The 15,825-nt window shown below is 45.8% G+C and carries 13 protein-coding genes and 2 tRNA genes; 1 reads left to right on the top strand and 14 read right to left on the bottom strand.

What is annotated here, in order from left to right:
- Positions 1 to 126: 126 nt before the first annotated feature.
- Positions 127 to 2,181: a bifunctional diguanylate cyclase/phosphodiesterase gene (locus CKQ84_RS13730; RefSeq protein ID WP_105251701.1), complete on the top strand. Its 2,055-nt coding sequence runs from the start codon at positions 127 to 129 to the stop codon at positions 2,179 to 2,181.
- Positions 2,182 to 2,372: 191 nt separating this feature from the next.
- Here the strand turns inward: CKQ84_RS13730 and rpsO are convergent, their stop codons facing one another.
- The 14 genes from rpsO to rlmE form a co-directional block, all read right to left on the bottom strand.
- Positions 2,373 to 2,642 carry a 30S ribosomal protein S15 gene (rpsO, locus tag CKQ84_RS13725; RefSeq protein WP_028761447.1) on the bottom strand — a complete coding sequence of 90 codons (270 nt, stop codon included), beginning with the start codon at positions 2,640 to 2,642 and terminating at the stop codon, positions 2,373 to 2,375.
- Between the two features lie 148 nt (positions 2,643 to 2,790).
- Positions 2,791 to 3,756, bottom strand: coding sequence for a tRNA pseudouridine(55) synthase TruB (gene truB, locus CKQ84_RS13720; RefSeq protein WP_028761448.1), 966 nt, complete (start codon positions 3,754 to 3,756; stop codon positions 2,791 to 2,793).
- Positions 3,756 to 4,214, bottom strand: coding sequence for a 30S ribosome-binding factor RbfA (gene rbfA / locus CKQ84_RS13715; protein WP_105251700.1), 459 nt, complete (start codon positions 4,212 to 4,214; stop codon positions 3,756 to 3,758). Before rbfA ends, truB begins: the two co-directional genes overlap by 1 nt.
- A 57-nt stretch (positions 4,215 to 4,271) precedes the next feature.
- Positions 4,272 to 6,914 (bottom strand): translation initiation factor IF-2, encoded by a 2,643-nt coding sequence (infB, locus tag CKQ84_RS13710; RefSeq protein ID WP_105251699.1) that lies wholly within the window; start codon positions 6,912 to 6,914, stop codon positions 4,272 to 4,274.
- Between the two features lie 25 nt (positions 6,915 to 6,939).
- Positions 6,940 to 8,439 (bottom strand): transcription termination factor NusA, encoded by a 1,500-nt coding sequence (gene nusA / locus CKQ84_RS13705; RefSeq protein WP_028761452.1) that lies wholly within the window; start codon positions 8,437 to 8,439, stop codon positions 6,940 to 6,942.
- A 29-nt stretch (positions 8,440 to 8,468) separates the two neighbouring features.
- Complete coding sequence (gene rimP / locus CKQ84_RS13700) at positions 8,469 to 8,924, bottom strand: ribosome maturation factor RimP (protein ID WP_006082718.1); 456 nt, start codon at positions 8,922 to 8,924, stop codon at positions 8,469 to 8,471.
- Positions 8,925 to 9,097: 173 nt separating this feature from the next.
- Positions 9,098 to 9,174, bottom strand: a tRNA-Met gene (locus CKQ84_RS13695).
- Positions 9,175 to 9,256: 82 nt separating this feature from the next.
- A tRNA-Leu gene (locus CKQ84_RS13690) sits at positions 9,257 to 9,343 on the bottom strand.
- A gap of 11 nt (positions 9,344 to 9,354) precedes the next feature.
- Positions 9,355 to 9,690: a preprotein translocase subunit SecG gene (gene secG / locus CKQ84_RS13685; RefSeq protein WP_028761453.1), complete on the bottom strand. Its 336-nt coding sequence runs from the start codon at positions 9,688 to 9,690 to the stop codon at positions 9,355 to 9,357.
- A gap of 1 nt (position 9,691) precedes the next feature.
- Positions 9,692 to 10,474: a triose-phosphate isomerase gene (tpiA, locus tag CKQ84_RS13680; protein ID WP_006082720.1), complete on the bottom strand. Its 783-nt coding sequence runs from the start codon at positions 10,472 to 10,474 to the stop codon at positions 9,692 to 9,694.
- Positions 10,475 to 10,668: 194 nt separating this feature from the next.
- The gene (gene glmM, locus CKQ84_RS13675; protein ID WP_028761454.1) at positions 10,669 to 12,006 is read right to left on the bottom strand and encodes a phosphoglucosamine mutase; all 1,338 of its coding nucleotides are present in this window, start codon (positions 12,004 to 12,006) and stop codon (positions 10,669 to 10,671) included.
- Positions 12,007 to 12,086: 80 nt separating this feature from the next.
- Positions 12,087 to 12,920, bottom strand: a complete 834-nt coding sequence (gene folP / locus CKQ84_RS13670) for a dihydropteroate synthase (RefSeq protein WP_105251698.1) — start codon at positions 12,918 to 12,920, stop codon at positions 12,087 to 12,089.
- A 210-nt stretch (positions 12,921 to 13,130) separates the two neighbouring features.
- Positions 13,131 to 15,101: an ATP-dependent zinc metalloprotease FtsH gene (gene ftsH / locus CKQ84_RS13665; protein WP_173913187.1), complete on the bottom strand. Its 1,971-nt coding sequence runs from the start codon at positions 15,099 to 15,101 to the stop codon at positions 13,131 to 13,133.
- Between the two features lie 29 nt (positions 15,102 to 15,130).
- Positions 15,131 to 15,760 carry a 23S rRNA (uridine(2552)-2'-O)-methyltransferase RlmE gene (gene rlmE / locus CKQ84_RS13660; RefSeq protein ID WP_006082724.1) on the bottom strand — a complete coding sequence of 210 codons (630 nt, stop codon included), beginning with the start codon at positions 15,758 to 15,760 and terminating at the stop codon, positions 15,131 to 15,133.
- Between the last annotated feature and the right edge of the window lie 65 nt (positions 15,761 to 15,825).

Below are 15,825 nucleotides of genomic sequence, written 5' to 3'. Positions count from 1 at the left end.
AAGAGCAGATAATGATGACAAATACGTAACTTTTCACTAAAGTGGTTAAATCAACAAAGAGTTGCGGTTTATATTGATACGGAAAATCTCGCCGATGGTGAATAATTATCATGAAGGATGCGCCCGATGACAGGCCGTTTTAAGTCACTGACGTGGAAACAAACTAACCTAGTCGTATTTACTGCCCTATTTTTTGCCATTGCCATTTTTATTGTTGAAATCGCTTTAGTCGTAGTATCAACCAAACAACAACTCACGACCACTCAGCAAGAACTCCTTGATTCAGTTGAACAACCTGCAGCAAATGCCGTATGGGCATTAGATGATAATTTAGCCCGTCAAACTTTAGAGGGTGCCATCAAAGTCGAACATGTTGGCTCGGCGGTGATTGAGCTGGACGATGGCTCAATGTTTGTTTCTGTCAGTAATAATAAGCAGAATAACTCACAGACTTTTATCAGTTTAAGTAATAAATTATTTGATGATCTCAAAGAAATTTCTCGCCCTTTGTATAGGCCTTTTTATTTTGAAGGTACCCAACAACAGCAACTCATTGGTACATTAACAGTTTTCTACGATACCCAAGAACTAACAAACACCCTCTTCTCGCAGTTAAGATTTAGTTTTTTTGCTACTCTCGCTCGTGCACTCTTACTCACCTTAGTGCTGTCCGTGGTATTCCATCGCTTCCTGACTCAGCCTATCGCACGCATCAGTGAGGCCATCGATAAGATCGAACCCGACTCACCGGACGAAAATCTCTTACCTATGTCCAACGCGCATAAGGATGATGAACTCGGCCTAGTGACCTCGAAATTCAACCAAATTCTTATCCAATTTAGCCAAACGCAATCCAAACTGCGCAAAATGGCGACCCGAGATCCGCTAACTGGCTTACCGAACCGCACACTATTGCTTGAAACCATTGCAGTCACTATCCAACGCTCGCGAGTACACAAACGCAGCTTTGCATTGATGTTTATCGACTTAGACCGTTTTAAGAATATCAACGATTCCCTTGGCCACGCATTAGGCGATCAATTCCTCGCTCGTATCGCCCGAATTCTCGAACGATTCGTTGGTGATAAAGGCACAGTTTCCCGCTTAGGTGGCGATGAATTCGTTATTCTGGCCGATACGGTTCACACCCCAGACCAAGCGGCAGATTTTGTAGATAAGCTACTGATCCAGCTCAATGTCCCGATTCAATTAAATGAACATGCAATTCATCCTGCGGCATCGATTGGGATTTCTATTTATCCCGAAGACGGTAACAGCGCTGAAGATTTGATCCGTCACGCTGACATTGCCATGTACAGCGCGAAAGCTGCAGGCTCGAATCAATGGGCCTTCTTCAAACAACAGATGACTGAGCGAGCAGCAGTTCGTTTACGCACTGAAGCATCTTTACATGATGCGTTAAAAAACAATGAATTTTTACTGTATTTCCAACCGAAACTTGATCTGCAAACAGGCAAAGTCATCGCCTGTGAAGCCTTGATCCGTTGGCAAAAAGACGGACGACTCATCAGCCCCATTTCCTTTATTCCCGTCGCGGAAGAGACCGGTATCATCATTCCTATAGGTCGTTGGGTGATAGAGCAAAGCTGTAAAGTCCTTAGGGAATGGCAGAAAAAATATAACTATGCCATCCCAATTGCTATTAATGTTGCCTCACAGCAATTTGCCGATGCCAGTTTAGTTCCCGATATCAAACAGATGGCATTACGCTATCAAATCCAACCTGAGTTGCTGGAAATTGAAATCACTGAAACCTCGTTGATGAACGACATTGAACTCGCTATCGCTAAGCTTGAACAATTGAAATCAGCCGGATTTGGTATTGCAGTCGATGACTTTGGCACAGGGTATTCTTCACTCTCTTACCTGCGCCATTTGCCTATCACTACCATGAAAATCGATCGTTGTTTCGTTTCCGATCTACCAGGGGATAGCGCAATTGCATCAACCATTTTAATGTTGGGAAAGCAGCTTAATTTGACCATTGTGGCCGAAGGCATTGAAAACGAGCAGCAATTGGATTGGTTGAAAGAAAATCAGTGCCAAGTCGGCCAAGGTTTCTATTTTAGTCAGCCTCTACCCCAAGCAGAATTTGAAGCGCTGTATATAGCAACACAAACAGCAACAATAAGCAGTCTTGATGGTTTACGTGGGGCTTAGGATACTTACATTGGCACTTAAGTTTCGATTCGATGCTTAATCACATCAAGCTCAGCGTAACAGACCTAGACATTAGACTGATTTTGGCTGTAACTTCTGTATATCTCTCGTTTGCACAATAAATATTCTGTTAAATTTTAGGCAATAAAAAAGGAGGCTAAGCCTCCTTTTTCACGTTAGTCGACGCGAAATTAACGACGTAGACCTAACTTTTGGATCAGAGCAGTGTAACGTGCTAAATCAGTACGTTTCAGGTAAGCAGTTAACTTACGACGTGAGCTAACCATACGTAACAGACCACGACGTGAGTGGTGATCATGAATGTGCTCTTTGAAGTGATCTTGCAAATGGTTGATTTGCGCAGTTAACAAAGCAACTTGAACTTCAGTTGAACCAGTGTCGTTTTCACAACGGCCAAAATCAGCCAAAATTTTTGCTTTTGCTTCAGGACTTAGTGACATGTATATCTCCAAATAAATAATATGAATCTCTAGCCGATCACTAACTCAGCCAGAGGGCGCGCTATTTTACCCATAAACCCACCCTAGCGCAATAAAAGGCGGGGACTAATGCATCAACTAATTTAATCATTTGTCGATGGATAGCGGGCTAATGCGTTTCTGCAGGTTCGTCATGGATAACAATGAGTCGTTTCGGCGCTAATAAGCCATCTTCGTTCATTGTGCCAATCCCCACAAATCGGCGAATGTCACCTAAAGTGATACGTACCAACTCATCGGTTTTCAATTCTGCATTAACCGGTACACGAACCGCTTGACCTTGCATTAAGTAAGGAGCTATCGCATCCGGCACATTCACCTCTGGAAAATCGGCCACGGCCGTGTCCATAGGCAATAACAGAGGGTCGAGTAATACGCTCGGATCTATCTGTTGTTCATGTGCTTGAGCAACTAGCGCTTCAAGTTGTTCTAAAGTGACCATTCTGGCATAGGGATACTGCGCAACTTGGGTGCGGCGCAGCATAATCACATGGGCGCCACAACCGAGCATCTCACCGAGATCGTCTATGATAGTGCGAATATAAGTGCCCTTAGAGCAATGAATGTCTAAGGTCAGCTCATCGCCTTCAAGACCGATGAAATTTAGCTCAAATACCGTAATAGGGCGAGATTCTCGCGGCACTTCTATACCTTCACGGGCATATTTATACAGAGGCTGACCCTGATATTTCAGCGCGGAATACATAGACGGTACTTGCTGAGTTTCACCACGGAAGAAATCAAGCGCGGTTAATAACTGCGCCTCGGTAAAATCAATGGCGCGGGTTTGCACCACTTCACCATCGGAATCACTGGTATCTGTCCGTTCGCCAAGCTTTGCCGTGACTAAATAGCGTTTATCGGCATCCAATAGATGCTGAGAAAACTTAGTCCCTTCGCCTAAGCATACAGGTAACATACCTGTCGCTAACGGATCGAGTGCGCCCGTATGCCCAGCTTTATTCGCATTAAAAAAGCGCTTTACCCTTTGCAATGCAAAGTTAGAACTCATGCCAGTGGATTTATCCAGCAGCACTATCCCATCGATAAAACGACCTTTTGGACGACGAGCCATTAATCTTTACCTTCCGTTTCATCTGCGTCATCAGCAATATCATCACCTAAGACTTCATCTTCAACCGATGCGTCTTCGCTGCCAAATTGCTGTTGCTTCGCTTTGTCTTGGTTGATCACTTGGCTAACTAAGTTAGACATGCGCATACCTTCAACTAGCGAGCTATCGTAGATAAAACGCAGTTCAGGCATGACACGCAGCTTCATACGACCCGCCACTAAAGTGCGGATATAAGGAGCTGCGCTGATCAAAGCGTTTAGCTTTTCTTGAACGACAGCTTTGTCTTCTTCGAAAAAAGTCACAAACACTTTGGCATAGCTGAGATCGCGAGAGACGTCGACGTCATTCACAGTAACAAAGCCAATACGAGGATCTTTCATGTCGCGCTGTAGCACTTGAGCAAGTTCTTGCTGAAGCTGCTGAGCGATTCGACGAGTACGACTGAATTCTTTTGCCATAATATTTCTTACCATAGCTTAAATTGATAAGGGCGGCTAAAGCCGCCCTTATTATCGTTACAGAGTACGAGCAATCTCGACGGTTTCGAATACTTCGATTTGGTCGCCAACGCGAACATCGTTGTAGTTCTTAACGCCAATACCACATTCCATACCATTGCGAACTTCAGCAACGTCGTCTTTGAAGCGGCGTAGAGATTCGAGTTCACCTTCGTAGATAACAACGTTATCACGTAGTACGCGAATTGGCGCGCTACGCTTGATGGTACCTTCGGTCACCATACAGCCAGCAATTGCACCCAGCTTAGGTGACTTGAACACATCACGAACTTCAGCCAGACCGATAATTTGTTGTTTGAACACAGGAGACAACATACCTGTCATTGCTGCACGAACTTCATCAATCAAATTATAGATAACGCTGTAGTAACGTAAATCAACACTTTCACTTTCGATAGTCTTACGGGCTTGTGCATCGGCACGTACGTTAAAGCCAACCATGATAGCGTTAGAGGCAGCCGCTAAGGTTGCATCCGTTTCAGTCAGTGCACCCACACCGCGAGCGATGATGTTCACTTTCACTTCGTCGGTAGACAAACCTGTTAACGAATCAGTAATCGCTTCCAGTGAACCTTGTACGTCTGCTTTAAGAACGATGTTCAGTTCTTTCACTTCGCCGTCTGTCATGTTCGCAAACATGTTTTCTAGCTTAGATTTTTGCTGACGTGCCAGTTTCACATCACGGAACTTACCTTGACGATACAGGGCAACTTCGCGAGCTTTACGTTCGTCACGTACGACTGTTGCTTCATCACCTGCAGACGGAACGCCTGACAGACCTAGAATTTCAACAGGAATAGATGGACCAGCTTCAGTGATTGAACGACCGTTTTCGTCTTTCATTGCACGAATTTTACCGTACTCAAGACCACACAGAACGATATCACCTTGGCGCAGCGTACCTTCTTGAACCAGAATCGTAGCTACAGGGCCGCGACCTTTGTCCAATTGTGATTCAATGACCACACCGGCAGCCATACCATCACGTACCGCTTTCAGTTCGAGAACTTCAGCTTGCAGTAAGATACCTTCTAACAGTTCATCAACGCCTTCACCTGTCTTAGCTGAAACGAAGGCAAACATGTTGTCTCCACCCCAATCTTCAGACATAACACCGTGTTGTGACAATTCGCTCTTAACGCGATCGATATCCGCTTCCGGTTTATCCATCTTGTTCACAGCCACGATTAATGGCACGTTACCAGCTTTAGCATGTTGAATAGCTTCGATTGTTTGCGGCATTACACCGTCATCGGCAGCAACAACTAGCACAACAATATCCGTTGCCTTGGCACCGCGGGCACGCATTGCGGTAAACGCGGCGTGACCAGGAGTATCAAGGAAAGTGATCATGCCATTTTCAGTTTCAACATGGTATGCACCGATATGCTGAGTAATACCACCGGCTTCGCCAGCAGCCACTTTAGCGCGGCGAATGTAGTCGAGTAAGGACGTTTTACCATGGTCAACGTGACCCATGATAGTCACAACCGGTGCACGAGATTCTAGCTTGATGCCATCTTCATCATCACGGTCTTGTAGCACTTGGTGCTCAAGTTCGTTTTCACGGATAAGCACAACTTTGTGACCCATTTCTTCAGCAACTAGCTGGGCAGTCTCTTGATCTAACACTTGGTTGATCGTGACCATAGAACCCATTTTCATCATCTGTTTGATGATTTCAGTCGCTTTCACTGCCATTAAATGCGCAAGTTCAGAAACAGTAACAGTTTCACCGATACGCACATCACGGCTCACGGCTGCCACAGGTTTATTGAAGCCATGCGCCATAGACTCAGGTGCAGTGCTACGGTTACGCATGTGTTTTTCACGGCCGTCACGGGCATCTTTGCCGCCACGTTTTTTCGCGTTGCTCTTGTTACGAGCACGACGTCCGCGTTTTTCTTCATCCAGATCAGAAGTATCTTCAGCAGCACGAGCTACTTTAGATGTCGTGATGTGATGATCACCGTTTTTCTCGGCTTCTAAACGTTGGCGCTCTTCTTCGGCCCAGCGCTTAGAATGTTCTTCAGCGAGTAAGCGAGCAGTTTCTGCCGCTTTAGCCGCTTCTTCGTCTTGCTTACGTTTGGTTGCCGCTTCTTGCGCTGCTTTCAAACGTTCAGCTTCTAGACGAGCCGCTTCTGCTTCTGGTGACATATCTTTAACCACTTTCACTTCGGCTGCTGCTTTAGCTTTCGCCTTGGCTTCTGCTTCCACTTTTGCCTTAGCATCTGCTTCAGCTTTCACTTTTGCTGCCGCAGCAGCTTCTGCTTCGGCCTTTGCTTTTGCCAAAGCTTCTGCTTCGGCTTTCGCTTCTTCTTCAGCCTTCAGAGTAGCCTCATTAGCATCACGCTTAACGAAAGTTCGTGTTTTACGAACTTCAACTTTAACATCTTTAGATTGACCACCATTACCGGCCACACTTAGGGTCGATACGGTTTTACGCTGCAGCGTCATTTTCGTTGGCGCATTTTCGCCACCGTGCTGCTTTTTCAGATAATCCAGTAACTGCTGCTTTTCAGCTTCAGTCACTTTATCAGCTTGGCCTTTCTTAATTCCAGCCTGAGAGAATTGCTCAATCAGACGTTCAACACTTTTACCCACTTCCGTGGCCAATTTCTCTACGGTAGTATCTGCCATCAGTTAAATCCCCCTGTTGATCGACTTATGCTTCTTCGCCAAACCAACAGATATTGCGGGCTGCCATGATGAGCTCACCTGCTTTTTCTTCTGTCAATTCTTCAATTTCGATCAAATCATCAATGCCTTGTTCAGCCAAGTCTTCTAGAGTCACAATACCTTTGCTAGCGAAAACATAGGCTAAGTGTCTTTCAACACCTTCAAGTGCTAGCAACTCTTCACTTGGCTCCACACCATCCAGTGCTTCTTCAGTAGCGAGAGCTCGAGTTGAGATCGCCGCTTTTGCACGTTCACGTAAAGCTTCGACGAGATCTTCGTCAAAACCGTCAATCGCCAATAGTTCAGACACAGGCACATAGGCAACTTCTTCGAGCGACGTAAAGCCCTCATCTGCCAGTACTTGTGCAAAATCTTCATCGACATCCAGTGAGTTAACAAATAAATCAACCACCTTGGCACTTTCTGCCTGATGTTTCTTATTCATATCTTCCACTGTCATAACGTTCAGAACCCAACCAGTCAGTTGTGTTGCTAAACGTACGTTCTGGCCATTACGTCCAATGGCTTGTGCCAAACTATCGGCTTCAACAGCGATATCCATAGAATGGTTATCTTCGTCGACTATGATAGAGGCAACATCGGCTGGCGCCATGGCATTGATCACGTATTGTGCTGGATTATCATCCCACAACACGATATCAACACGTTCGCCACCCAGTTCATTCGAAACGGCTTGTACACGCGCACCGCGCATACCCACACACGCACCGATAGGATCAATACGGCGATCATTCGACTTAACGGCGATCTTAGCGCGAGCGCCTGGATCACGAGCAGCGCCCATGATTTCAATCAGTTCGTCAGCGATTTCAGGCACTTCAACACGGAAAAGCTCGATCAGCATTTCAGGCTTAGTACGGCTTAAGAATAACTGTGCACCACGAGCTTCTGGACGTACTGAGTACAATAATGCACGCACACGGTCACCAGGGCGGAAAGATTCGCGTGAAATTAAGTCTTCACGGAACAATACGCCGTCAGCGTTATTACCTAAGTCAACCACTACGCTCTCGCGAGTCGCTTTTTTGACCACACCAGTGATTAACTCACCTTCTTGATCTTGGAACTGCTCAACCACTTGCGCACGTTCAGCTTCACGTACTTTCTGTACGATCACTTGCTTAGCAGTTTGAGTGGTAATACGGTCAAACACCACTGACTCGATATCGTCTTCGATAAACTCGCCAGGCTGGATGTCCGGATTTTCGTAACGTGCCGCTTCTAACGTGATTTCACGATAAGGGTTTTCTAACGCTTCACCGTGATCATCAACCACCATCCAACGACGGAAAGTATCATAACCACCGGTTTTACGGTCGATAGCAACACGAACGTCAATATCACCTTCGTACTTTTTCTTGGTTGCTGTGGCCAGAGCAATCTCTAGCGCTTCAAAAATTTTCTCGCGTGGAACGGCCTTTTCATTTGAAACCGCCTCAGCGACTAGCAGAATCTCTTTATTCATCTCGTCTTGCCTCGTTCACCTTGAAACCATCAAAACTTAGCGATTAAGTTGCCTTTGCGGATATTATCCAATGCGACAACTAACTCTTTACCATTCACTTTCAGCGAGAGCATTTGCCCGTCGACCGCAGTGATGGCGCCTTTTAAATTACGACTGCCGTCAACCGGCATAGTCAATTGAAGCTTTACATCCTCGCCTACATAGCCCGCGTACTGCTCAGCAGTAAATAAGGGTCTATCTACGCCTGGCGAAGAAACCTCTAGGGTATATTCTGTAGAAATAGGATCTTCAACATCGAGTACAGCACTGACTTGGCGACTTGCATTGGCACAATCTTCAATATTGATACCATTCTCACCATCAATGAACACTCGCAGTGTGGAATGCTTACCCGCTTGAACATATTCAATGCCCCACAGCTGAAAGCCTAATGCTTCCACAGGTACTTTGAGCATTTCTGCCAGTCTGAATTCTAACGTTGCCAAGATTGACCCCCGAAAAAACAAAAAAGGGCTTAATAGCCCTAGTACAACGCCACATACGAAGCATGCGACAAATTTAAAAGTCCCAGATAACAAAAAACCCCGTAATCACGAGGTCATTAATTTCAAGAACCTGTAAACCATAACGAATTCAAACACTATTCGTTACTAGGAGCTGGTTGCGGGGGCCGGATTTGAACCGACGACCTTCGGGTTATGAGCCCGACGAGCTACCATGCTGCTCCACCCCGCGTCAACTGTGTGCAAGTATATTGACTATCGTCATTTCTTGCAATAACTAAGAGAGAACTTATGTCGCCTATCTTAGTTATATTTGGTGCCGAGAGCGGGACTTGAACCCGCACGACCGTTAGGTCACAGCCACCTCAAGGCTGCGCGTCTACCAATTTCGCCACCTCGGCGACACCTTTTACTAGTCAGGAATTTTCGTTTCTGACTTTTGGGTTCCTTGCTCAACAGGTTGGGTAACCTGTTCAGTGTCTGAACCTAAATCTTTCCATGAATCTTCATTTTTTGCGTGGTTTGCACTTAAGTTACCAATAAGCAGACTTAAAGTGAAAAACGCAATGGCAAGAATCGCCGTACTGCGTGTCAAGAAGTTACCTGAACCGCTTGAACCAAAAAGAGTACCTGATGCACCGGCGCCAAAAGAGGCCCCCATGTCAGCTCCCTTACCTTGCTGAATTAATACTAAGCCGATTAGACCTAATGCAACCAACAAGTAAATAACTACTAGAACTTCATACATATTATGCGCTCATCGCTATGGTACACAGACTTAAAAACTCGCTAGAGTTTAAGCTAGCACCGCCAATCAGTCCACCATCAACATCAGGTTGGGCAAATAAATCTGCAGCATTACTCGGTGTCACACTACCACCGTAGAGAATCCTGATATTTTCTCCGATAAACGGAGACACTTCAGAGAGGCGTTTGCGAATAAACGCATGAACTTCTTGTGCCTGCTCTGGTGTAGCACTTTTACCTGTTCCTACAGCCCAAAGCGGCTCGTAGGCGATAATAGCGTTATCAAAAGCCATAGTGCCATTTTTCTGGATCACTATATCCAACTCTTCAGCAATCACCTCAAAGGTGCGTCTTGCTTCACGTGCTGGACCTGACTCACCCACACATAAAATTGGAGTTAAGCCATGCTTTTGTGCAGCGGCGAATTTCTCCGCTACGATATTACTCGTCTCTCCGTACATACGGCGACGTTCTGAATGCCCGATAATTACATATCGACATCCTGAATCTTTGAGCATCTGACCTGAAACTTCTCCGGTATAAGCGCCAAAGTCATGTTGACTTAGGTTTTGTGCGCCCATCCTAACAAGTGAACCGTCTAACGCTTCCTTGTTTGCTTCTAGCAGTTGCCTAACGCTCTCTAGATAGATAGAAGGCGGGCATAAAACCACTTCAGCTGAATCATTTTGGAGCTTAGAGGCAAATTTTTTGAACAACTCTTGGGCTAATGCCGCACTGCCGTTCATTTTCCAATTGCCAGCTACCATAGGACGTCTGAGTGCCATCACTGTCTCCTCTGAAAGCGGCGTGAATAATAGCGAACCACTTATTAAGTTACAATAGCTAAATTCGAATTTTTTCAGATATCAGGTTGGAATGCTTATTTTTTACACGCCAAAGCTGTTTTCTGTTCATTTGTGCAGCTAACACCTTAATTTTAAATTGGTATCAGCCGCACTTATTACAAAATTAGCAAATATTAGCTTGCCGATTTTACCGCATCCGCAATCAAATTTGCGTGCGCCAATACTGCACTATGATCGTCACCTTCAACCATGACACGGATCAAAGGTTCAGTACCTGACTTACGTAATAATACTCGGCCACGCACGCCCAGTTGAGATTCAACCTGTGCCTGCGCCGCTTTAACTTTATCTGACTTAAGGGGGTCATGCTCGCCTTCAAAGCGCACATTGACTAACACCTGCGGCAACATTTCCATCGCAGAAGTCAGTTCTTCTAGCGTGGCATTCTGACGACGCATAGCCGCTAACACTAAAATCCCCGCAACTATGCCATCACCAGTTGTGCCGTGATCAAGATTGAGGATATGCCCTGAATTTTCACCGCCGATGCGCCAATCGAGTTCTTTAAGTAGTTCCATCACATAACGGTCGCCCACTTTCGAACGCGCAAAGGGGATGTCTAATGCTTGCAAGGCGAGATCAAGCCCAAGGTTTGACATTAACGTACCAACTACACCACCGCGTAATACGCCACGGGATTTCGCATCACAGGCCAGAATATATAAAATTTGATCGCCGTCGATCACTTCGCCTTTGCTGTTGACCATCATAATACGGTCACCGTCACCGTCGAGTGCAATACCTAAATCGGCACTTTCGGCTAGAACGGTTTCACAAATTTTGCCCATGGACGTCGCGCCCACTTTATCATTGATGTTCATCCCGTTGGGTTTATCACCAATGGCAATCACCTCGGCGCCTAACTCACGAAACACAGCTGGCGCTATGTGATAAGTTGCGCCATGGGCACAATCAACCACAATTTTTAGCCCAGTTAACGTGTGTTCTGCAGGAAAATTACCTTTGCAATACTCAATATAACGGCCACGGGCATCTTCAATACGCGATACCTTCCCCAATAGATGCGACTCAACACAAACGAGGGGCTTTTCAAGCTCTGCTTCAATTTCTAACTCTAGGTTATCGTCTAACTTACTGCCGTCGGTGGAAAAAAACTTAATACCGTTATCGTAATACGGATTGTGTGACGCGCTGATCACCACCCCAGCTTCGGCGCGAAACGTACGCGTCAAATAGGCTACAGCTGGCGTTGGCATAGGTCCCATTAACATCACATTAAGGCCTGCAGCAGAGAGGCCAGCTTCTAATGCTGACTCAAACATATAGCCCGAAATACGGGTATCTTTCCCTATAATCACCTTTTTGGTACCACTGCGGGATAACACGCGCCCCGCCGCCCAACCTAACTTAAGCGCAAGCTCAGGCGTCATTTGACCTGAACCGACTTTTCCCCGAATACCGTCAGTTCCAAAAAATTTACGTTCTTTCATATCGCTCCACAAACTCAAATGTGTCCCAATGATTTGGGATCATAATATTAATTAAATGCTTAACGAGAGCATAACGATGCTTAAAAATACGCTTGTGTCGCTTGTAACACCTTGAGCATATCCACAGTTTCAGTAACATCATGCACACGAATGATATGAGCGCCCTTTTGGGCCGCTATCATAGCGCCAGCAAGGCTCCCAGCAAGACGTTCTGAGGTCGGTTTTGCTAAGAGGTTTCCTATCATGCTCTTACGAGACAATCCTATCAATATCGGTAAATCAAACTGGGCAAAACAGTCGAGCTTCGCCAGTAATTCATAGTTATGTTCTAAGCTTTTACCAAAACCAAATCCCGGATCGAGTATTAATAATTCACGGGGGATTCCTGCTCGCAAGCAAGCTTCAATCCGCTCAGTTAAAAAGACAGAAACTTCTTCAATAACATTATGGTAAGTCGGTGCAAATTGCATGCTTTGGGGTTCGCCTTGCATATGCATTAAGCATATGGGGACTTGCAACTCTGCAGCAGCTTCAAGCGCACCGGGTTCCATCAGGGCGCGCACATCGTTAATCAAATGTGCGCCCGCAGCAACAGCTTGACGCATGACTTCAGGTTTACTGGTATCGACCGAAATCCACACATCATGGTGCGCCGCAACATATTTAACCAACGGGATCACCCGCGCAAGTTCATCGGCTAAGCTCACCTCGGCGGCGCCAGGTCTTGTCGACTCACCGCCAATGTCTATCATTCCCGCGCCTTGAGCCACCATGTCATCGGCATGCTGACAAGCAAACTCATAGGAAGAATATTGGCCACCGTCGGAAAAAGAATCGGGAGTGACATTAAGAATACCCATCACAATGGGCGAAGATAACGCGAGGCGTTTAGTGCCAGCAATCAGTTCAAACACGCATTTACTCCTGTAATACGAACACTTACGATTTTACTCACTGGCAAAACTTGCGTCATTAATTTCAAGCCTTCATTTTCTATCCGAAAAGACCAATGTCAGAAGATAAATATCAATGGTGGCAGAGAGTATCAATGACAGCGCAGTCAAATTGCTACAAGGTAAAACAAGAAAACCCCTTTACGGGGTTTTCTTTGGTTTCACAACACATTACTTAGCTGGAGATTCATCAGGATCTTTAAGTTCTGGCTCAGCAGGTGCAGTCACACTGTCTTCAGCTTTCGCTGCTGGTTCACCATGACCATTGCCTTTATCGTTAGAACCACTGTCATCCACTTGCCAATCAGCAGGCTGACGCACTTCACGACGTTTCATTAAATCGTCAATTTGAAGTGAATCAATGGTTTCATACTTCATTAAAGCTTCTTTCATTGAGTGCAGAATATCGAGGTTATCCGTCAATATCTGTCTCGCTCTAGCGTAGTTTTTGTCGATAAAGACTTTTACTTCAGCATCGATAATGGTTGCAGTTTCATCGGACATCGCTTTGGCTTTACCCATGCTGCGACCTAAGAAGACTTCACCATCTTCTTCTGCATACAGCAATGGACCTAACTTGTCCGAGAAGCCCCACTGAGTCACCATGTTACGCGCAATAGATGTCGCGTATTTGATGTCCTGTGATGCGCCAGTCGACACTTTCTCAGTACCGTAGATAAGCTCTTCTGCTAAACGACCACCGTAGGCGACCGAAATTTGGCTTTCTAACTTACGACGGCTCTGACTCACTGAGTCAGCTTCGGGTAAGAAGAAAGTCACACCTAAGGCACGGCCGCGAGGAATGATAGTCACCTTGTGCACAGGATCGTGCTCTGGCACTAAACAACCCACAATCGCATGGCCCGCTTCATGGTAAGCAGTCATTTCTTTTTCGGCTTCAGACATCACCATAGAACGGCGCTCAGCACCCATCATGATTTTATCTTTTGCACGCTCAAATTCTTCCATGCCTACAACTCGGCGATTTCCGCGAGCCGCAAACAAGGCAGCTTCGTTCACTAAGTTAGCTAAATCAGCACCCGAGAAACCTGGCGTACCACGAGCAATCACACTCGCCTTCACATCTTCAGAAAGCGGCACTTTACGCATATGCACTTTCAAAATCTGCTCACGACCACGAACGTCTGGTAAACCAACGACCACTTGACGGTCAAAACGACCCGGACGTAATAACGCAGAATCGAGTACGTCTGGACGGTTAGTTGCCGCGATAACAATAACGCCTTCATTACCTTCGAAGCCATCCATCTCAACCAGCATTTGGTTCAGTGTTTGCTCACGTTCATCATGACCACCACCTAAACCCGCGCCGCGTTGACGACCGACCGCATCGATTTCATCGATAAAGATGATACAAGGTGCCGACTTTTTCGCTTGTTCAAACATGTCACGCACACGGGATGCACCGACACCAACAAACATTTCCACGAAATCAGAACCTGAAATAGTGAAGAAAGGGACTTTAGATTCACCCGCAATGGCTTTCGCCAGCAAAGTTTTACCTGTACCTGGAGGACCCACCATCAGTACGCCCGTTGGAATTCGGCCGCCCAATTTTTGGAATTTAGTTGGGTCACGCAGGTAATCAACCAGCTCTTTCACTTCTTCTTTTGCTTCATCACAACCGGCAACATCGGCAAAAGTAGTTTTAATTTGATCTTCGCTCATCAGCTTGGCTTTGCTCTTACCAAAGGACATAGCGCCTTTGCCACCGCCGCCTTGCATCTGGCGCATGAAGAAAATCCATACCCCGATAAGCAATAACATCGGGAACCAAGAGATGAAGATTTGGGTAAGGAACCCTGACTCTTCGGCTTCTTGGCCCTTCATAGTGATGCCTTTACGATCAAGATCATTAATTAAATCTTGGTCATATAACGGCATGATAGTAGTGAATTTTTCACCAGTTCGTTTAGCACCTTCAATAGTACGTTGGTCGCTCTTAACTTCAACAGTTGCGACCTGTCCATCACGGACATTATCTAAGAAGGTAGAATAATCCATCTTCTGCGATGACGAAGAAGAGGGGGAGTAACCCTGAAACACTGACATCAGCACAACGGCGATGACAACCCAGAGTATTAGATTTTTTGCCATGTCACTCAAATTACTAGACCTCATTAAGTCTTGCGATTATTAACGCTAGGTTACTACAACTTGTACCCAGTCGCCACAAGATAGACTTCGCGGGAACGAGCCCGTGAAGAGTCTGGTTTACGTGTTTTAACGACTTTAAACACTGCTTTTACCGCTTTCATGTATTCGTCAAAGCCCTCCCCCTGAAAGACTTTTACCGCAAAACAGCCATTAGGAGCCAATACTTGATGGCACATATCTAACGCCAATTCCACTAAATACATGGCACGGGGCTGATCAACACTATCTGAACCACTCATGTTGGGTGCCATATCAGACAACACAACGTCAACTTTAGCATCACCGACGCGAGTAAGTAATGCTTGAAGGACTTTATCTTCACGAAAATCCCCTTGCAAAAAATCGACGCCGACGATGGGATCCATAGGCAAAATGTCACAGGCGATGACTTTACCTCTATCTCCCGCTAATTTAACTGCCACTTGAGACCAACCTCCCGGAGCAGCACCGAGATCAACCACAGTCATGCCTGGGCGAATTAGTTGATCCTTTTGCTGGATCTCCTCAAGCTTAAACGCAGCGCGAGATCGCAAGCCCATTTTTTGGGCGAGTTTGACATAGTGATCATCAAAGTGTTCTAGCATCCAGCGATTAGAACTGGCCGTACGTTTTATACCTGACATTTAAAATCCGCAACAATTGAGAGTTACACAAAGGCTATATAAGGGTAGAATAGCCGTTTTTCAAC

The sequence above is a fragment of the Shewanella sp. WE21 genome, from assembly GCF_002966515.1.
Lineage (GTDB): Bacteria > Pseudomonadota > Gammaproteobacteria > Enterobacterales > Shewanellaceae > Shewanella > Shewanella oncorhynchi.
Note: the sequence above shows the minus strand (reverse complement) of the source record. Positions and strands in the feature narration are given on the sequence as shown.